17 protein-coding genes are annotated in these 19,978 nt (G+C 45.7%); 14 read left to right on the top strand and 3 right to left on the bottom strand.

Annotation, left to right across the window (positions count from 1 at the left end; all coding sequences use genetic code 11):
* Positions 1 to 580 precede the first annotated feature (580 nt).
* The 7 genes from tet(Q) to D8S85_RS05530 all read left to right on the top strand — a co-directional run bounded on the left by tet(Q) (position 581) and on the right by D8S85_RS05530 (position 12,388).
* On the top strand, positions 581 to 2,506 hold the full coding sequence (tet(Q), locus tag D8S85_RS05560; protein ID WP_004291466.1) for a tetracycline resistance ribosomal protection protein Tet(Q): 1,926 nt from the start codon (positions 581 to 583) through the stop codon (positions 2,504 to 2,506).
* Positions 2,506 to 4,824 (top strand): hybrid sensor histidine kinase/response regulator, encoded by a 2,319-nt coding sequence (locus tag D8S85_RS05555; protein WP_004291467.1) that lies wholly within the window; start codon positions 2,506 to 2,508, stop codon positions 4,822 to 4,824. Before tet(Q) ends, D8S85_RS05555 begins: the two co-directional genes overlap by 1 nt.
* The gene (locus D8S85_RS05550; RefSeq protein WP_004291471.1) at positions 4,817 to 6,139 is read left to right on the top strand and encodes a sigma-54-dependent transcriptional regulator; all 1,323 of its coding nucleotides are present in this window, start codon (positions 4,817 to 4,819) and stop codon (positions 6,137 to 6,139) included. Before D8S85_RS05555 ends, D8S85_RS05550 begins: the two co-directional genes overlap by 8 nt.
* 279 nt (positions 6,140 to 6,418) lie before the next feature.
* Complete coding sequence (locus D8S85_RS05545; protein ID WP_004291474.1) at positions 6,419 to 6,841, top strand: dihydrofolate reductase family protein; 423 nt, start codon at positions 6,419 to 6,421, stop codon at positions 6,839 to 6,841.
* 238 nt (positions 6,842 to 7,079) lie between these two features.
* Positions 7,080 to 7,685, top strand: a complete 606-nt coding sequence (locus D8S85_RS05540) for an RteC domain-containing protein (RefSeq protein WP_004304269.1) — start codon at positions 7,080 to 7,082, stop codon at positions 7,683 to 7,685.
* A 301-nt stretch (positions 7,686 to 7,986) separates the two neighbouring features.
* Positions 7,987 to 9,117, top strand: a complete 1,131-nt coding sequence (locus tag D8S85_RS05535) for an ATP-binding protein (RefSeq protein ID WP_004291480.1) — start codon at positions 7,987 to 7,989, stop codon at positions 9,115 to 9,117.
* Positions 9,118 to 9,133: 16 nt separating this feature from the next.
* Positions 9,134 to 12,388, top strand: a complete 3,255-nt coding sequence (locus tag D8S85_RS05530) for a P-loop NTPase fold protein (protein WP_004291481.1) — start codon at positions 9,134 to 9,136, stop codon at positions 12,386 to 12,388.
* A gap of 131 nt (positions 12,389 to 12,519) precedes the next feature.
* Here the strand turns inward: D8S85_RS05530 and mobC are convergent, their stop codons facing one another.
* The 3 genes from mobC to mobA are packed head-to-tail and all read right to left on the bottom strand — an operon-like array spanning position 12,520 to position 16,223.
* Entirely contained in the window at positions 12,520 to 14,538 is a 2,019-nt protein-coding gene (gene mobC, locus D8S85_RS05525; protein WP_004291482.1) for a conjugal transfer protein MobC, read from the bottom strand.
* A 30-nt stretch (positions 14,539 to 14,568) separates the two neighbouring features.
* Positions 14,569 to 15,816, bottom strand: coding sequence for a conjugal transfer protein MobB (gene mobB / locus D8S85_RS05520; protein WP_004291483.1), 1,248 nt, complete (start codon positions 15,814 to 15,816; stop codon positions 14,569 to 14,571).
* Complete coding sequence (gene mobA / locus D8S85_RS05515; RefSeq protein ID WP_004291488.1) at positions 15,795 to 16,223, bottom strand: conjugal transfer protein MobA; 429 nt, start codon at positions 16,221 to 16,223, stop codon at positions 15,795 to 15,797. The genes mobB and mobA overlap by 22 nt, the downstream gene beginning before the upstream one ends.
* A 209-nt stretch (positions 16,224 to 16,432) precedes the next feature.
* Here mobA and D8S85_RS21450 point away from each other — a divergent pair, with 209 nt between their 5' ends.
* The 7 genes from D8S85_RS21450 (at position 16,433) to D8S85_RS05480 (ending at position 19,977) form a co-directional block, all read left to right on the top strand.
* Positions 16,433 to 16,618, top strand: a complete 186-nt coding sequence (locus D8S85_RS21450; protein ID WP_010185904.1) for a hypothetical protein — start codon at positions 16,433 to 16,435, stop codon at positions 16,616 to 16,618.
* Between the two features lie 25 nt (positions 16,619 to 16,643).
* The gene (locus D8S85_RS05505; RefSeq protein ID WP_075316682.1) at positions 16,644 to 17,693 is read left to right on the top strand and encodes a ParA family protein; all 1,050 of its coding nucleotides are present in this window, start codon (positions 16,644 to 16,646) and stop codon (positions 17,691 to 17,693) included.
* A 2-nt stretch (positions 17,694 to 17,695) separates the two neighbouring features.
* The gene (locus tag D8S85_RS05500) at positions 17,696 to 18,136 is read left to right on the top strand and encodes a DUF3408 domain-containing protein (RefSeq protein ID WP_005850519.1); all 441 of its coding nucleotides are present in this window, start codon (positions 17,696 to 17,698) and stop codon (positions 18,134 to 18,136) included.
* Positions 18,137 to 18,138: 2 nt separating this feature from the next.
* On the top strand, positions 18,139 to 18,486 hold the full coding sequence (locus D8S85_RS05495; protein ID WP_005850496.1) for a DUF3408 domain-containing protein: 348 nt from the start codon (positions 18,139 to 18,141) through the stop codon (positions 18,484 to 18,486).
* Positions 18,487 to 18,505: 19 nt separating this feature from the next.
* Entirely contained in the window at positions 18,506 to 18,748 is a 243-nt protein-coding gene (locus D8S85_RS05490; protein ID WP_005850494.1) for a DUF3408 domain-containing protein, read from the top strand.
* Entirely contained in the window at positions 18,745 to 19,464 is a 720-nt protein-coding gene (locus D8S85_RS05485; RefSeq protein WP_005850492.1) for a hypothetical protein, read from the top strand. The genes D8S85_RS05490 and D8S85_RS05485 overlap by 4 nt, the downstream gene beginning before the upstream one ends.
* Positions 19,465 to 19,665: 201 nt before the next feature.
* Entirely contained in the window at positions 19,666 to 19,977 is a 312-nt protein-coding gene (locus D8S85_RS05480) for a DUF4134 domain-containing protein (protein ID WP_005850490.1), read from the top strand.
* Position 19,978: the final 1 nt, after the last annotated feature.

Raw genomic sequence — 19,978 nt, 5'->3', positions numbered from 1 at the left:
ATCTATAGGATGGCAACTGCATTTTTTTCTTTTTGGGCAGCCCTTATTAAAATTTATTCTTATTTTAGGTTATATACATTCATGTCCATTTATGTAAAAAATTCCTGCTGACCTTGTTTATGTCTTGTCAGTCACCATTTGCAAAACCATATTTGACCCTCAAAGAGGCTGAATTTGATAAGTAACTTGCTACATACTCATAATAAGGAGCTAAATAGAACACGAATGGGAAATACACAAATGCTAAACTAAAGAAGATATTGGCCAAAATAAACGCTATACCGAGAGAGAAACTTGATTTTTCAACTTCCTAAAACGGTGTTGTTCAAACATTTCTACTTATTTGTACTTGCCAGTTGAACCTACGCTTCCCTAATAAAATGTCTATGGTAAAAAGTTAAAAAATCCTCCCACTTTTGTTAGATATATTTTTTTGTGTAATTTTGTAATCGTTATGCGGCAGTAATAATATACATATTAATACGAGTTAGTAATCCTGTAGTTCTCATATGCTACGAGGAGGTATTAAAAGGTGCGTTTCGACAATGCATCTACTGTAGTATATTATTGCTTAATCCAAATGAATATTATAAATTTAGGAATTCTTGCTCACATTGATGCAGGAAAAACTTCCGTAACCGAGAATCTGCTGTTTGCCAGTGGAGCAACGGAAAAGTGCGGCCGTGTGGATAATGGTGACACCATAACGGACTCTATGGATATAGAGAAACGTAGAGGAATTACTGTCCGGGCTTCTACGACATCTATTATCTGGAATGGAGTGAAATGCAATATCATTGACACTCCGGGACACATGGATTTTATTGCGGAAGTGGAGCGGACATTCAAAATGCTTGATGGAGCAGTCCTCATCTTATCCGCAAAGGAAGGCATACAAGCGCAGACAAAGTTGCTGTTCAGTACTTTACAAAAGCTGCAAATCCCGACAATTATATTTATCAATAAGATTGACCGTGCCGGTGTGAATTTGGAGCGTTTGTATATGGATATAAAAACAAATCTGTCGCAAGATGTCCTGTTTATGCAAACTGTTGTCGATGGATCGGTTTATCCGGTTTGCTCCCAAACATATATAAAGGAAGAATACAAAGAATTTGTATGCAACCATGACGACGATATATTAGAACGATATTTGGCGGATAGCGAAATTTCACCGGCTGATTATTGGAATACGATAATCGCTCTTGTGGCAAAAGCCAAAGTCTATCCGGTGCTACATGGATCAGCAATGTTCAATATCGGTATCAATGAGTTGTTGGACGCCATTTCTTCTTTTATACTTCCTCCGGCATCAGTCTCAAACAGACTTTCAGCTTATCTCTATAAGATAGAGCATGACCCCAAAGGGCATAAAAGAAGTTTTCTTAAAATAATTGACGGAAGTCTGAGACTTCGAGACGTTGTAAGAATCAACGATTCGGAAAAATTCATCAAGATTAAAAATCTAAAGACTATTTATCAGGGCAGAGAGATAAATGTTGATGAAGTGGGTGCCAATGATATCGCGATTGTAGAAGATATAGAAGATTTTCGAATCGGAGATTATTTAGGTGCTAAACCTTGTTTGATTCAAGGATTATCTCATCAGCATCCCGCTCTCAAATCCTCCGTCCGGCCAAATAAGCCCGAAGAGAGAAGCAAGGTGATATCCGCTCTGAATACATTGTGGATTGAAGACCCGTCTTTGTCCTTTTCCATAAACTCATATAGTGATGAATTGGAAATCTCGTTATATGGTTTGACCCAAAAGGAAATCATACAGACATTGCTGGAAGAACGATTTTCCGTAAAGGTCCATTTTGATGAGATCAAGACTATCTACAAAGAACGACCTATAAAAAAGGTCAATAAGATTATTCAGATCGAAGTACCACCCAACCCTTACTGGGCCACAATAGGGCTGACTCTTGAACCCTTACCGTTAGGGGCAGGGTTGCAAATCGAAAGTGACATCTCCTATGGTTATCTGAACCATTCTTTTCAAAATGCCGTTTTTGAAGGGATTCGTATGTCTTGCCAATCTGGTTTACATGGATGGGAAGTGACAGATCTGAAAGTAACTTTTACTCAAGCCGAGTATTATAGCCCGGTAAGTACACCTGCTGATTTCAGACAGCTGACCCCTTATGTCTTCAGGCTGGCTTTGCAACAGTCAGGTGTGGACATTCTCGAACCGATGCTCTGTTTTGAGTTGCAGATACCCCAAGTAGCGAGTTCCAAAGCTATTACAGATTTGCAAAAACTGATGTCTGAGATTGAAGACATCAGTTGTAATAATGAGTGGTGTCATATTAAAGGGAAAGTTCCATTAAATACAAGTAAAGACTATGCCTCAGAAGTAAGTTCGTACACTAAGGGCTTAGGCATTTTTATGGTTAAGCCATGTGGGTATCAAATAACAAAAGACGGTTATTCTGATAATATCCGCATGAACGAAAAAGATAAACTTTTATTCATGTTCCAAAAATCAATGTCATTAAAATAATGGAGCGGTCAGGAAATTTCTATAAGGCAATACGGTTGGGATATATACTTATCTCCATTCTTATCGGATGTATGGCATATAATAGCCTCTATGAATGGCAGGAGATAGAAGCATTAGAACTTGGCAATAAAAAAATAGACGAGCTCCGAAAAGAAATAAACAATATCAATATTCAAATGATAAAATTTTCTCTATTGGGTGAAACAATACTGGAATGGAACGATAAAGATATCGAGCATTACCATGCACGGCGTATGGCAATGGACAGTATGCTCTGCCGTTTCAAGGCCACCTATCCAGCAGAGCGCATCGATAGTGTGCGCAGTCTTTTAGAGGATAAGGAACGACAGATGTTCCAGATAGTCCGGTTAATGGATGAACAACAATCTATTAACAAGAAGATAGCCAATCAAATTCCGGTTATTGTACAGAAAAGTGTGCAGGAACAGTCCAAAAAGCCAAAACGAAAAGGTTTCTTAGGCATATTCGGCAAAAAAAAGGAAGTAACTCCAGCAGTATCAACCACTATCCTTCATTCGGTCAATAGAAACGTAATCAGCGAACAGAAAGTGCAGGATCGCCAATTGTCGGAACAAGCCGACAGCCTTGCAGCTCGTAATGCAGAACTTAACAGACAACTGCAAGAATTGATTTGCCAAATAGAAGAAAAGGTACAAACCGAACTGCAAAGCCGGGAAAACGAAATAGTTGCCATGCGTGAAAAGTCATTTATGCAAGTAGGCGGTTTAATGGGATTCGTTCTTCTATTGTTGTTAATTTCCTACATCATCATACATCGTGATGCAAAAAGCATTAAACAATACAAGCACAAGACAACTGATTTGATAAGGCAACTGGAACAATCCGTACAACGGAACGAGGCACTGATAACGTCAAGGAAGAAGGCGGTACATACTATCACCCATGAACTGCGCACACCGCTGACAGCAATAACAGGCTATGCCGGACTGATACGGAAAGAACAGTGTGAGGATAAGTCCGGGCAGTATATCCAAAACATACTGCAATCCTCCGACCGTATGCGGGATATGCTTAACACTTTGCTTGACTTCTTCCGCCTGGACAACGGCAAGGAACAGCCCCGTCTGTCACCCTGCCGGATTTCAGCAATCACGCACACACTTGAAACGGAGTTCATGCCTGTTGCCGTGAACAAAGGGCTGTCCTTGTCCGTGAAGACTGGACACGATGCCATTGTATTGACCGACAAAGAGCGAATAATACAAATCGGGAATAACCTGCTGTCAAACGCTGTCAAGTTCACAGAAGAAGGCGGTGTTTCTTTGATTACTGAATATGATAATGGAGTTCTGACACTGGTCGTTGAAGATACAGGTACAGGCATGACAGAAGAGGAACAGAAACAAGCGTTCGGTGCGTTTGAACGTCTATCAAATGCCGCCGCAAAGGAGGGTTTCGGGCTTGGGCTTGCCATAATGCGTAATATTGTGTCGATGCTTGGCGGAACAATCCGTTTAGACAGCAAGAAAGGGAAAGGCAGTCGTTTCACAGTTGAAATTTCTATGCAGGAAGCTGAAGAACAGCTTGGATATACAAGCAATACACCTGTTTATCATAACAATAAATTCCATGATGTTGTCGCCATTGACAATGATGAGGTATTACTTCTGATGCTGAAAGAGATGTATTCCCAAGAAGGAATACACTGCGACACTTGCACCGATGCTGCGGCACTGATGGAAATGATACGCCAGAAAGAATACAGCCTGTTGCTGACAGACTTGAATATGCCCGATATAAACGGTTTCGAATTGCTGGAACTGTTGCGTTCGTCCAACGTGGGCAATTCACCAACAATCCCGGTGGTTGTGGCAACCGCTTCGGGCAGTTGTAACAAAGGGGAACTATTGGCAAAAGGCTTTGCCGGATGCCTGTTCAAACCGTTCTCCATATCGGAACTGATGGAGGTTTCCGACAGGTGTGCCATAAAAGCGACACCGGACGGGAAACCGGACTTTTCCGCCTTATTGTCCTATGGCAATGAAGCCGTCATGCTGGAAAAGTTGATAACTGAAACAGAAAAGGAAATGCAGGCGGTACGGGATGCAGCAAAAGAAAAAGACCTGCAAAAGCTGGATTCCCTGATCCACCACCTGCGCAGTTCGTGGGAGGTGCTCCGTGCCGACCAACCGCTGAATGTACTTTACGGATTGCTTCGTGGCGATGCTCTCCCGGATGGTGAAGCGTTAAGCCATGCCGTGACTGCCGTGCTGGATAAGGGAGTGGAAATAATACGGTTGGCAGAAGAGGAAAGGAGAAAATACGAAGATGAATAAGACAAAAATAATTGTGGTGGAAGACAACATCGTGTATTGCGAATATGTCTGCAATATGCTGTCACGGGAGGGCTACCGCAATATGAAGGCTTACCACCTCTCAACCGCGAAGAAACATCTGCAACAGGCAACAGATAATGATATCGTGGTTGCCGACCTGCGTCTGCCTGACGGCAGTGGCATAGACCTTTTGTGCTGGATGCGAAAGGAGGGAAAGATGCAGCCCTTCATCATTATGACCGACTACGCCGAAGTTAATACCGCCGTGGAAAGCATGAAACTCGGCTCGATAGACTATATTCCCAAACAGCTTGTGGAGGATAAACTTGTCCCCCTGATCCGTTCCATACTGAAAGAACGTCAGGCAGGACAACGCCGTATGCCTATATTCGCCCGTGAAGGTTCCGCCTTTCAGAAAATCATGCACCGCATAAGGCTGGTAGCCGCCACCGATATGAGCGTGATGATATTTGGTGAGAACGGCACGGGCAAGGAGCATATTGCCCACCTGTTGCATGACAAGAGCAAACGTGCAGGCAAGCCATTTGTGGCGGTGGACTGCGGTTCACTCTCCAAAGAGCTTGCACCGTCGGCTTTCTTCGGACACGTCAAAGGTGCATTTACAGGTGCGGACAATGCCAAGAAAGGATATTTCCATGAGGCGGAAGGCGGCACGTTGTTTCTGGACGAGGTAGGAAACCTCGCGTTGGAAACCCAACAGATGTTGCTCCGTGCCATACAGGAGAGGCGGTATCGCCCGGTCGGAGACAAGGCAGACCGGAATTTCAATGTCCGCATCATCGCTGCTACCAATGAAGATTTGGAGGTATCGGTGAATGAAAAGCGTTTTCGGCAGGATCTTCTGTACCGCCTGCACGACTTCGGGATAACCGTTCCTCCGTTGCGTGACTGTCAAGAAGACATTATGCCGCTGGCAGAGTTCTTCCGTGATATGGCAAACAGAGAGCTGGAGTGTAGCGTGAGCGGGTTCAGTTCCGAAGCACGTAAAGCGTTGCTGACACACGCATGGCCGGGCAACGTGCGGGAACTTCGGCAGAAAGTTATGGGTGCTGTATTGCAGGCGCAGGAAGGTGTTGTCATGAAAGAGCATCTGGAACTTGCCGTGACGAAACCGACCTCTACTGTCAGCTTCGCCTTGCGCAATGACGCGGAGGATAAGGAGCGGATATTGCGTGCGTTGAAACAGGCAAACGGCAACCGGAGTGTCGCCGCAGAACTGCTCGGCATAGGCAGGACAACACTATACAGCAAACTTGAAGAGTATGGACTTAAATATAAATTCAAGCAATCATAGCCCGTAATTCACTGAATTTGGCTATCTTTGCATAACATTTGAGAAAAACGGCGATTGGCAGGAGCTTTTCGCCGCCAACATATAGGATAAGACCGCAAGGCGTTTCAAGCGAAAATCTGGTAAATTGGAACTACGGAGACGATTGCGTGATGCTTATGCTATGCTTACGCATAGCGTGCATTCACGTACTCTCCGTAAAGGCTTTACCAGAGCCATCGCTTGAAGGTAGTGTGAATTGCACGCTACTTTTTTACCCTTGCCTAACGAAAGGAAACGATTATGGGTAAAGTTCAGATTCTCGCCGTACTGACGATGGACGGATGTCTTTCTTCAGAGTTATATGATAAAGCACATCAGGATTTGTGCCTTGACCGTTGCGGTCTTGATGAAATCAGGAAGAAAGCCTTTTACCGTGTGACACCGGACTATTCCATTTCAATGCTGCACGAATGGAGAAAAGACTGCACAAACATCCGTTACCTCGCGGAAGCCACACCGGACACGGCAGACTATATAAACGGACTGCTGCGGATGCACGCTGTGGATGAAATCATACTATACACCGTTCCTTTCATATCCGGAAGCGGACGACATTTTTTTAAGTCGGCTCTGCCAGAGCAACACTGGACGCTTTCCTCTTTGAAAAGCTATCCCAACGGTGTATGTCGCATTATCTATATCCTTGATAAAAAAGCAAGATAGCCAAAATGTGCGGCAAGCATACATTTCTATTTTCAGGAATAGAATAAATGTTCCGATTACAAACAATTTAAGTCGGAGATAATTTGTCCTTGTGAAAAAATACTGAATTTTATACCTCTGAAATCCAGCACTTTGTAAAATTGAGTGTTGGATTTTTTATTTTCTGCCGCGTTTTTTGCCAATTATATTCATGTGCGCACGCAGAAAACAAAGTGTAATTTTCAAAATTGACAGAACCATGAATTATTTCTTGCTGGCGGAAACCGACTTTTTCCGCCTGATAAACGAAGCCGGCGACTGCAATATGGAAACGGCATACACGGCTTTCGCCACCCAAGTGATCGAACTGTGCAACGGCGGCATGGACATGAACCTTACCGTCATCGCGCTTGCCTACATCGAAATCGAGTTGCAGCACCATCCCGTACGTAATCTGTCAGAAGAAAAAAGAGAGATTGCCGCCTACGTCAGCAAGGCTCTGTCTTTCGTAAGAAAGATGCAGAAATTCCTTGCCACGCCCCAAGTGCCACCACTAATATCCGCCAACAACGCAACAGAAACCACCGCCAGCCTTCTTCAATGGACGGGCAATGCCATCGACCTCGTGGAACTTATCTACGGCATAGACGTGATGGGCTGCATCAACAACGGCAATATGCCGCTCAAACAGCTCGCCCCACTTCTCTATAAGATATTCGGGGTTGATTCTAAAGACTGCTACCGCTTCTACACTGATATCAAACGCCGGAAGAACGAAAGCCGCACCTATTTCATTGACAGGATGCAGGAAAAACTGAACGAGAGAATGTTGCGTGATGAGGAGTTGGAGCGGATGAGAAAATAAAAAAATATCCATTACATATGAGAAGACAGGAATACTCGTATCCTGTCTTTTTATTTTCATTTAATTATATATTAATTAGCACAATATATGTGAGTTTTTCATTCCTATAAGGACAAATTTCAGAAACGTATGTCTGGTAAATTATTGAGTCATCATAGTATGAACATATATCATTACTAAAAACAATGAAACAACTTCCATAAGATTGTGGTTGTAAAAATCGCCATTTAATAGCCCGTTTTTTTTGTAAAATTCGCCAATTAAAAAAATATGATTATCTTTGCATTATATTTTATAAGGTATGGAAACAGTAAATAGAATACTTCAAGAGAAGATTACAGCACGAATCGCGCCCAATAAAGCAGTACTGATTTTTGGTGCTCGCCGTGTTGGTAAAACGGTAATGATGCGTAAAATTGTGGACAACTATTCAGGTAGGACGATGATGCTCAACGGCGAAGACTACGACACATTAGCACTATTGGAGAATCGCTCAATAGCCAATTATCGGCATTTATTGGATGGTATTGATTTGCTGGCTATTGATGAGGCACAGAACATACCACAAATCGGTAGTATTCTGAAGTTGATAGTTGATGAAATACCGGGAATAAGTGTCTTGGCAAGTGGTTCTTCGTCATTCGATTTGCTGAATAAGACTGGTGAACCGTTGGTCGGCCGCAGTACGCAATTTCTCCTTACACCATTCTCGCAACGGGAAATCGCACAGACGGAAACGGCACTTGAAACCCGCCAGAACCTCGAAGCGCGCTTGATTTACGGTTCCTATCCCGAAGTAGTAATGATGGAGAACTATGAACGTAAAACAGACTACCTACGTGATATTGTCGGTGCATACCTGCTTAAAGATATCTTAGCAATTGACGGCTTAAAAAATTCGAGCAAGATGCGCGATCTACTGCGATTGATAGCTTTTCAGTTGGGCAGCGAAGTTTCTTACGAAGAGTTAGGTAAACAACTCGGCATGAGCAAGACGACCGTTGAAAAATACCTCGACCTATTGGAAAAGGTCTTCGTTATCTATCGTCTGGGGGCTTATTCGCGTAACCTACGCAAGGAGGTTACAAAAGCTGGCAAGTGGTACTTCTACGACAACGGCATTCGCAATGCCATTATCGGGGCTTTCTCACCGCTGGCCATTCGGCAGGATGTCGGTGCGCTGTGGGAGAACTACATCATCGGAGAGCGGCGCAAAGCGAACTTCAATGAGGGACTGCACAGGGAGTTCTATTTCTGGCGCACCTACGACAAACAGGAAATCGACCTGATTGAGGAGAGTGCCGACAGTCTTACCGCCTTGGAGTTCAAGTGGGGAAATAAAATGCCGGCCGCACCGAAAGCCTTCCAAGAAGCCTATCCCTATGCCGAGTTTCATGTGGTAAATCGGGAGAATTATTTGGAGTTCGTATAATCAATAAATTACGTATATGGAAACAAAACTACAATCCAAACAGCAATATCCGCGGTTTATCCAAAATAAACCGTGTGGTATTGACAAATTCGATGGAGGTTCGCAAGAAAGGTTGGCAAAAACTATTGCTCGCCATTTTTGTCAGAATGATTCATTGGATGAGGAATGTACTTTACCTCGAATTATCGGCATCGAAGGTATTTGGGGATCTGGAAAATCCAACGTGGTTAAAATGTTGGAACGTGAATTATCAGACGACTATTACTTTTTTGAGTATGACGCATGGGGACATCAAGAGGACTTGCAACGCCGCTCTATATTGGAATTGCTTACAAGCAAACTTATTGATGATGGTATCCTATCTGGAAATGCAACAATAAAAGTCAAAGGTGGAGGTACGAAAACCGTATCATGGTCTGAAAAGCTGAAATATTTATTAGCCCGTAAAACGGAGACCGTAACCGAAAAATATCCCCTTATCAGTAATGGTATGGTTGCGGCATTTTTGGTTGCAGTTTTAACTCCGATATTTACATTTATTGCGTATGCAGTAAAACCTACACCCACAACATGGTGGTTTTCTTTATTGTCTATTATCATAGCTGCACTGCCAGTTCTTATTGCATTGTGCGTTTGGAAATGGGCATATAGCAAAGATCATAAATATGGATGGAGTTATATGTTAGCTATTTATCAAGATAAAGTCGAAAAGGACGTTTGCTATGAGACTTTGAGCGAAGACGAACCAACGGTTTACGAGTTCAAAACATGGATGCAAGACATTTCTGATTTTATCAAGGAAAAAGGACAACGTAAATTAGTCCTTGTTTTTGACAACATGGATCGTCTCCCCGCTGAAAAAGTAAAAGAATTATGGTCTTCTATCCATACGTTCTTCGCCGATAGCGGTTTTGAAAATGTTTGGGCTGTTATTCCTTTCGATGAAACACATTTAGCTTGTGCATTCGGAGATGAGACCGACGAACAAACGAAACAACTGACCAAGTATTTTATCAATAAAACTTTCCCTATTGTTTATCGTGTTGCTCCTCCTGTTATTACCGACTATCGAAGTATATTCAACAAACTGTTTGTTGAAGCATTTGGAGAAACAGAAAATGAAGCGAAAGAAACTATAAATCGGATATTCAGATTGGTAAATCCTAATGCCAATGTTAGGGAAATTATATCATATATCAATGAGATGGTCGCTCTTAAACAAGAGTGGTGTAACGAAATTTTGATGATAAACATAGCATTGTTCTGTTTGAAGAAGACGGATATTCTGGCAAATCCAGTAGAACAAATATTGTCCGGCGACTATCTGAATGGCATTCAAACAATAATTAACAATGATCTGCAAACACAACGCGAAATTGCAGCTTTGGTATATGGTGTCGATGTTGAAGATGCTCGACAAATTCCATTGAAAAAATATATTGAAGGCTGCATCAACGGAGAAGAAGACCACGACATAAATCAATATGCAGAGACTAATAAACAATTTGACACTGTATTAGAAGAAGTTATACAATGTATGGACAATGCGCTTATCGATAAGATTATACATTGTTTGCATAAATTAACTCGAAAGAGCGATGTTATTCTGCGTGTATGGCAAAGAATAGCACAATTGAAATTAAAAGAATCCATAGAGAAGCAGGTGTTCCCTGTCGAATACCAAGAACTGCTGTTGCATTTAGACACGGAAAGCCAAAACCATGTGATTGCTCAATTATATAAGAAGATAGTTCGGTTCAATGACTTCAATGGCGGCGACTATTTCAAAACGTTAGATGCAATAGACAGGTTTATTGCGCAAAATAAGTTGGCGTGCGATTTTACGTCATTGATTGAAGCAAAAACAGTCAAGCCAAATACATTTATCGATTATATTCAAGCTGCAAATGCAACAGATGCTGCCTATCGGGATAACGCGACAACTAAAGCATATAAATATTATCAAGTAGCAACAAATTCGGAGGCGCTCGATAATTATTTGGCAAACTTACTACCCGATAATTTCGACCATGCAGATATTGTAAAAACGTTAAAAGATAATTCTACCTATACGTTTCCAACGCTTTTGCAAGCGATCACGAATTGCATTGATGAACAGAATGTAAATAAAGATAATATAGGGGCTATATTTACAACCTATCGTTTATTGGCATCTGACGAAGAAAGACCTTTACCTGTAACGTTAGATTCAACCTACATAAATCAGTTGCATTCTGAATTAGAAACTGATGGCCGAAACATTAAAGAGTCTGGATATTACGATTTAGTCGCCATGCAATTGGCACATGGTCATTCCGTTTCCTTAATAGAGGGTGGAGATATAAAATATGTTGCAGAACTCATGGACTATTATGTGGATCATGGAGACTTATTAGTAAATAGTGTGGGATGGAATATACCGCTATTAAATGAAACACTACAATACATGGTAAATCATAAACTTGGCTATAAATTATTGCTCTCAGACATATTGCCCCAATTTGAAGATATTAAGAACAGAATAGGTGTAACGGATGAGGTATTTATCGAGCATTTAGCAGAGTGGAATACCGATTTGGATAAGTATATCACTAAGAACAATATTAAAGATGTAATTCCTGACGCATCTTTTTACGATTTGACCACTAAAATAAGCAATGTCCTGACCGATCATATCAATAAAATAGCGTTCGAAGCGTTGTCTGAAATAAGTGTTGATACATTATACGCCCAAAGAACAGCACATACATCATATTATTGGTTTGTCGCAATAAAACATTTACTGGCTAAAATCAAATCCTTGCCAGATAACTTGACTGAATTTGGCAAAAAGATTCTGATGGATATTGCTTCTGGAACTCAAAGTTTGAATCCTTTCCCTAATTGTTTCAAGAATATAGTTGAAAGATTGGATAAACGAAAAATTAAATCGACAGTTACCGATATAAGAAATGATTTCTGCATCGGTAAAAAGACTATCAATGCAATAAAGTTTCAATTTTTCGAAACATGGCTTAGATCGCATGGTAATTTGAAAAGTCAAGCTGGAGACGTTATTGATAAAATAGTGAAACCTGTAATTTCCGATGGGGCATGCCGTTCATTGATTCTGCAAAACAAAGATTTTTATATGGATTTAATAAATACAGCAGGGGATGATGCTTATGAATTGAAAAAGAGTCTCCGAAACCTCATACAAAAAGATTCAGATCCGCAATTGGTTAAATTTGTCAATTCGATAGATTCAGTACCTGAGGTTGAAACCGCGTAAGTATTTGTCTAACAAGTCCGAATTTTACGATTTTACCCGTCAGAACTGAAGTGCCCCCCAAAAAAATTGTATCCAACTTTTGGGGGTCACTTCAAACTTCGATAGGGATAATTTTCAATTTTGGGGACTTGTTAGACAGTCTCATTATCTGGTAGCAGTTTACACAGCACCGGATCGTTTTTGATACGCTCCAGTTCCTCCTGCACAATCTGCTTCACCTCTTCCTTGATGCGCCGGTAGTTCGCCTGCACCGTTTCCTTCATGCGGTCGTTGCCGTCCTCGTCCGTGAAGTTTGTAATGACGGGAATTTTCTTGTAGGCACTTTCTTCCCGTTTCACCTTTTCGGCATCCACCACAATCTCGCAATGAAAAATCTTCTGCTCGATACGCTCGTTGAAGTTGTCGGATACAGAACCGACAAACATTCCCTGCGTAAGCCCGGAAATCTTACTCGGTGGAATGAGCGCGTCCATCTGCGTGTTGATGGAGGTGGAAACATCCTGCCGGTTGATGGAGATGGACTGCCGTTTCTGCAACACCTTACCGAACCGCTCGGAGAGCGTCTTGGCTGTTTCCCCCACCACCTGACCGGAGAAAATATTGCCGACAGTGTTCATCACCACTTTCGCCTCTTTGTCCCCGTAGTCACGCACTAACTGGCTGAAATCCTGAAAGCCCAGACACACGGCAACCTTGTTGCTTCGGGCGGTAGCTATAAGATTGTCCAACCCTTTGAAGTATATTGTGGGCAACTCGTCGATGATGACCGATGACTTCAGCATCCCCTTCTTGTTGATGAGCTTCACGATACGGGAATTATACAGACCGAGTGCCGCACCGTAGATATTCTGACGGTCGGGATTGTTACCCACGCAGAGGATTTTCGGCTCTTCGGGATTGTTGATGTCCAGCGTAAACTCGCTGTCTGACATCACCCAGTAGAGCTGCGGTGAAATCATCCTCGAAAGCGGGATTTTTGCCGACGCTATCTGACCCATGAGCTGCTCCGCAGCCCCTCCAAGCCACGCATCCATGAACGGCGAAAGGTAGTTCTCCAGCTCCGGATAAGAGGTCAGTATCGGAAATATATCCTCGTAACGGCGGTTCAGAAACTCGATAGCATGGGGAAACGTGCAAAACTTCCCGTTCTGATAGATTTTGAGATACCAGATAATACTGGCAAACAGAATGATAGGTGACTCCACGAAGAAGTCGCCCTGCTTTTGCACCCACGTTTTATTGAGGTTGAGCATTATTGTGTAGGCACTCTCATAGGCATCCGTAATATCTTCCATAAAATCCGGGTGAATGGGATTGCACCGATGAGAGCGTCGCGGGTCGTCGAAGTTGATCACATAGAACTTCGGCTTTACCTTGTAGCCGTCCGGGTGGTTCAGCAAATGGTTGTAGGCAATAGTAGATAGGTCGGGATACTTGAAATCGTAGATGTATTGACTAAAGCCCTTTTCAATCTGTTGCTTGATAAAATTGTTTACCACGGCATAGGACTTGCCGCTGCCCGGCGTACCCAACACGATGGACGCACGGAAGGGATTAACTACATTGATCCAACCGTTGTTCCAGCGTTTCCTGTAATAGAAACGTGTCGGCAGATTGACCGAATACTCGCTTTCGATAAGCCTCGTTTCCTGCATGAAACTCTCGTTCTCGTTGTTGAAAACATCCTCCATCAAATTGTGTTTCAACAGGCGGCTCATCCACAGACCACCCATCAACAGGCAGACATAGCCCGTTCCAATGGTAAGGACATACAGTCCCGTCACCGCTTCAAGCGGCAGCGGCAGGGGCAGCAACCACCAGTTCAGGAAAAACAGCACGAACCCGACGGCAAATGCTGTCCAGATTCTCCCCCAAGTGATTTTCTCACCCTTGACACCCTTCGTACCCAGACAGGACAAGGCAAGCAAAAGGACGGAAAACAGCTTCGTGTAGAGAATGGAATGGAACAGCCCCGCCGTGCGGTCGAAGTTCAGAAGGATTTTGTCCACCACGCCGATGTTCACGCCCCACAGCCGGATGGCTTCGTAGCAGAACCAGTACACGTTCATGACCACTAAAATGATACTCACGGCACGCAGAAAATCCATGATTTTCGCCAATGCCCTCAAATCGTCTTCTTGTTGTGACATACATTGATTTTTTAATTGTTGATACTCTGATTACATACCCAAGCCCTTGCGTTTTTTCTTCTTTTTGCGCTTCATCGCCCGGATGAAAGCCTCTTCCTCGGCATCTACCGCCGGACCTTCGGGAGTGAGCAAGCCCATACCGCCCGATATATCTTCACTGTCGTAGGCGGTCTGCCCGTGTGCCTTGTCCGCAGCATCCACAGGGATGGATAGCGGTATCGGCGGTTGTCCGGCGTATGGCAGGGTGAAGTGTTCCTGCAAGGCATTCGCCGAAAGCTCCTTACCCATGCGCGAACCGTTCAGCACGCATCCCGTGCGGTGGTCGATGAAGGTAGCCCCATAGATGCGCCCTTCCTCTGTGTAGCGCAGTACGGTGTCGATGCCCTTCTCTTTGAGTTGGGATACAAATTTGTCCTTGTCATAAGTGCCTTGCAGCACGGAAAGGACGGTGCGTTTCGTCATGTCTGCCAGTTTCCTATCCTTGATTTCCGATTTGGAACGGACAAACTTCTTCTGTACGGCTTCATAGCCTGCGGACTTCCCGAAAAGCGAGGATTTGAACGGGTTGCCCACCTTGTTACCCTTGTCGTCCGTGACGGAATAGACCAGCCCGTGATACTCCCGTCCGCGCACGTTGCCCCTCGCTTCCTCCACCGTCATATTATATAAGGAAAGGAGCGCACGGTATTCGCCCATCGTCTGGAAACGGTACTGCCCATTCAGAGCCTTCACGGTGTTGCCTACCTGCTTCTTCACATCACCTGCCGATGCGGCCACCTTGCGCAACGGATTATCCAATCTCTGATTTTTACGTTCTGCCGGATGCAATCCGTACTTCTGTTCCAGTTCCCTGCGGATACGGTCGCTGCGGCGGTAGAGAAAATCCCGGTTGAGCCTTTTCCCGTTCTCGTCCACGTTGACCGTCACGATGTGCAGGTGGTGGCGGTCGATGTCCTCGTGCTTGAATACAAGATAAGGCTGGTTTCCGAAACCGAGTTTTTCCAGATACTCGCGGGCGATATTCTGCAACTCAATATCGGTCAGCACATCCTCCGGGTGCGGGTTGAGAGAGATATGCACCACCGGCTTCTCGATCTTCATCTGCGGTGGCAGGAAGGTGAGAAAACCCTCCATCGCCTTGCCTATGTCCACCGTTCCCGAACCGTCATTGTAGATGCGGTTGGTGGTGAGAAGCCGCCCCTGCGCCTCGTTAATCTTCTCCCCGTTGTAGGCAATCGCGCCGTACAACGAACTTCCTACACTGATTTTTGCGACCATTTTGCCTCCATTTCCCTTGAAAGTTCCACAATCCGGCGGCTCAGTTTCACGAGTTCGACGGTGTGTTGCTCTAATTTGTAGAGCAACGCCATCGCCTTTTTCTCTGAAAAATGCAGCCTCAGTTCCTTCACGACTTGGTTGTAATTCGTACCCACGGCACGGAATTGTGCATGAAAATCCGACAGTTTGGTGTAATAGTCCACCAACGTCTTGTCCACCTTCAGCACCTTGAACGGTTGCCCGAAGAAGTGCGCTTTGAGGAAAACAGACCGTGCATAGACACCCGATTTTCCGAACATGGCGAGGAAACGGTTGTGTTCCTCCTCGTTGAAACGGACGGTGTACCGGTACACCGCCGGATCAAGTTTGGGATTTCTCCCTGATTTGCTTTTCCTTTTCTCTTTCATATTACTTTGGATTTAGCGGATTGACGGCATAAGCCGCCGCTTCGGATTACAGCACCGCAGTTCTGAAAGGCTTCCCGACTTCGGAGGGAAAGCCCGCCCCCTGCAAGGGCAAGTGCTTTTCGTGGCTGCTCAAAATATTTTGAGCGGCTGAAAAGACATCTTGCTATGTTCCGGCGAACATAAAAATCCGTCGGGGACGGATTGGGGGAATGCCTTTCAAACTCCGGGCTGCGCCACCTGCGGCGAACCCTGCCGTTCGGGTGCAAAGTTACGCCCTTAAAGCGGTATCGGACAGAGGCTTGACCCGGACAGTCAGTGCCAACCGGCGCAACATGCCGCCACTTGCCGGGGAAGTGGTACGGATTCAAAAATATCCTTGTTTATTTGCAGCATGATTCAAGAAACGAACGATTTGAAGATATGAAAAATGAGGCTTTCAAATACCCGGCAAACCGCTTTGGCGGCTATTTGCCTGACCGGATACCCGAACCTTCGGATACCCGGCTTTCCAATGACGCGGTGATTCACGGATTCAATGACTTCATGACGCAATGTCGTCATTCACCAGTTATCCGAATCCCTGCCTCACCGTTGAAGCGGATACGTGACGAACCGGACAGGCGGAGATTCGCTGACGCGGATATACATGTCACCGATTCCGTATCGGAGCAGGAAAACAATTCATCAACCATTAAAACCAACAGAACCATGAGTAATGAAACATTCGTTGCATTCGCAACACAGAAAGGGGGCATCGGCAAATCCACCGTCACGGCACTTTCCGCCAACTACCTCCACAACGTGAAAGGACACAATGTCGCCGTCATGGACTGCGACGCCCCGCAACACAGCATACACGGGTTGCGTGAACGTGAAACGGGACTTATCGGCGGAAGCCTCTATTTCAAGGCACTCGCGTGTGACCACTTCCGCAAGATAAGGAAGAACGCCTACCCGGTCATCGCAAGCGACGCCCTTAACGCCCTCGATGATGCCGAAAGGATGCTTGCCGCAGAAGAGGTGAAACCCGACGTCGTGTTCTTCGACATGCCGGGAACCCTGAAAAGCAACGGCGTGGTCAAGACCCTCTCGCAGATGGACTACATCTTCGCGCCCATGAGTGCCGACCGTTTTGTCGTGGAAAGCACCCTGCAATTCGCCGTGATGTTCCGTGACAACCTCATGACGACGGGACAGGCGAAAACAAAAGGGCTGTACCTGTTTTGGACGATGGTGGACGGCAGGGAGAAGAACGGGCTTTACGACCTGTATGAGGATGTGATCGCCGAGATGGGGCTGCCGGTGCTGTCCACCCGCCTGCCCGACAGCAAGAAGTTCCGGCGCGACCTTTCGGAAGAGCGCAAGAGCGTGTTCCGCTCGACCATCTTCCCGATGGATGCGTCCCTGCTGAAAGGGAGCGGCATCCGTGAGTTCTCGGAAGAGATAAGCCGTATCATCAGACCTCAATAATCATGGGCAGCAGGAAAGTGAACACCGAAGGCATCGACGAGGAACTGTTGATAGCCTCCATCGGCAGACGCAGGCAGGACGGGATCCTGTACCACGCGCAGGAGCCGCCCGCGCCTGCTCCCGAAGAAGAAAGCGTCCCGGAAACGGAACCGCCGCCCGTGCAATCCACGGCAAAAGAAAAACCGCAGAGGGACACCGTCCGCCGCAAACGGCAGGAGGACGACTATTCCGGGCTGTTCCTCCGCCGCAACGAGATAAAGACGCGCCAGTGCGTCTATATCAGCCGCGATGTCCACAGCAAGATTCTCAAAATCGTGAACGACATCGCCGGACGTGAAATCTCGGTAGGCGGCTACGTGGACACCGTGCTGCGCCAACATCTGGAACAGCACAAGGAGAAAATAAACGAACTGTACAAGAAACAACGTGAAGACTTGATTTGAATATGGAAAAGAACCAGAAAAACAGAAGTCCGCAGCATGACGGCGGCGGTATGCTTGCCCAAGTGCAGGCGAGTGTGGAAATCCTCTCTCCCGTGCCGTTAGGCGGCAAATGCGGTGAGAAGGACTATGAACGGCTGTTCATCCGTGAAGCCGAAGTGAAGGCACGCGAGGGAAAGATGGCGTATGTGCGCCCGGAGTATCACGACCGCATCATGCGTATCACCCGTGTGATCGGGCATGACCGGCTGTCGCTGTCCGCCTACATCGACCATGTGCTTACGCACCACTTCAACCAGTGCGAGGAGGCGATAAAAAGCCTTTACGCCCGGAATTACGACGCAGTATTTTAATCCTCAAAAAGTAACAGACATGAAAGGAAAGAAGAATGATTATCGCGCCTTCCTGAAAAAATCAGGAATCAAGGCGAGAGAGGGAAAGCAAGTGTACATCAGTTTGGCAAACCACAGCGTGATAACCGAAATCACCTATTTATTAGGTAAGGGAAACCTGACCATCGCCGACTATCTGGACAATGTGCTTAACGAACATTTCCAGACACACCGTGCCGAAATCAACCGTATGTTGGATTCAGTCCCCAAAGTAGAGCTATGAACATGACTATGATTCTGCTGACCGTATCGGTCGGCTGCAACCTGTGGTTCCTGTTCCTGCTCCTTTATGACAGGATCATGGAAACCAGACTTGTCCGCTTCCTAAGAAGCATAGCCGGACTGTGGCGGTCGTTGGGCGGCACGGCTGCAAAGCCCGAAACGGCAAGGGTAACACCGCCCGCAGAGACCCCAGCGGACATCATCGGCAAGAGCCGTTTCAGGATGGCATCGACCCGGACAACCGCTGCCATACCGACGCAAGAAGCCGCCACTTCGGAAAAAGGCATTGAGCTGACGGAGGAAGAGGCTACTTTTGACGACGGAAACACGGAAACCGTATCCCGTCCCGCCCAAGTCCCGGAGGATAAACTCGACGAAACCTTCACGAGCCTCACGCCTTCGGAACTGGAGTTCGGGGAGGACGAGCCGGAGGAAGAAACGTCCGACGCACCGAGGGCATCCGGAAGCAGCTTCGACGAGATAGACGATGCGGTCAGAACCGCCAAGAACCCGGAAGCGACAACGACGGAACGGGAGCGGGCGGCAAAAGTCTTCACCGACATGGAAGGGACGGAGCTGTACGAGAAGCTGATGACCGGCTCGTCTGAAATGAGCATCCGCATCAAGGGGCTTATCGAAATCCGGCTGAAGAAACCGAAAAAGGATTTTGTAGTCCCGGACAATATTGAGGACTTCGACATCCGCAACTATGTATAACGAGTAAAAAAGAATGAAAATGAAAACGTAAGACGGCATCACCCACGCGCACGGCAGTACAAGGTACAGCCGGTCCGCAACGGACACACCCAAGTCCGTAGAAACAAACGGGCAATCCACTAAACCAAAGTAAAGTAACCGAGTATCAACTGCCCGACAAAGGACCATCCACTCTTTTGACGGCAAAAACAAGAACAGTTTATGAACAAGAACATCAGACAAAAGTTTATCCTCTCTGCGGCACTTATGATTGCCGCAACCGCCTCCGCCTTCGCACAGGGAAACGGCATCGCGGGCATCAACGAAGCCACCTCTATGGTGAGTTCGTACTTCGACCCCGGCACGAAACTCATCTACGCCATCGGCGCGGTAGTCGGGCTTATCGGGGGCGTGAAAGTATATGGGAAATTCTCGTCCGGCGACCCCGACACCTCCAAGACTGCCGCCTCGTGGTTCGGGGCGTGCATCTTCCTGATTGTCGCCGCCACCATCCTGCGCTCATTCTTCCTTTAAT

Source organism: Butyricimonas faecalis (genome assembly GCF_003991565.1).
GTDB lineage: Bacteria > Bacteroidota > Bacteroidia > Bacteroidales > Marinifilaceae > Butyricimonas > Butyricimonas faecalis.
Note: the sequence above shows the minus strand (reverse complement) of the source record. Positions and strands in the feature narration are given on the sequence as shown.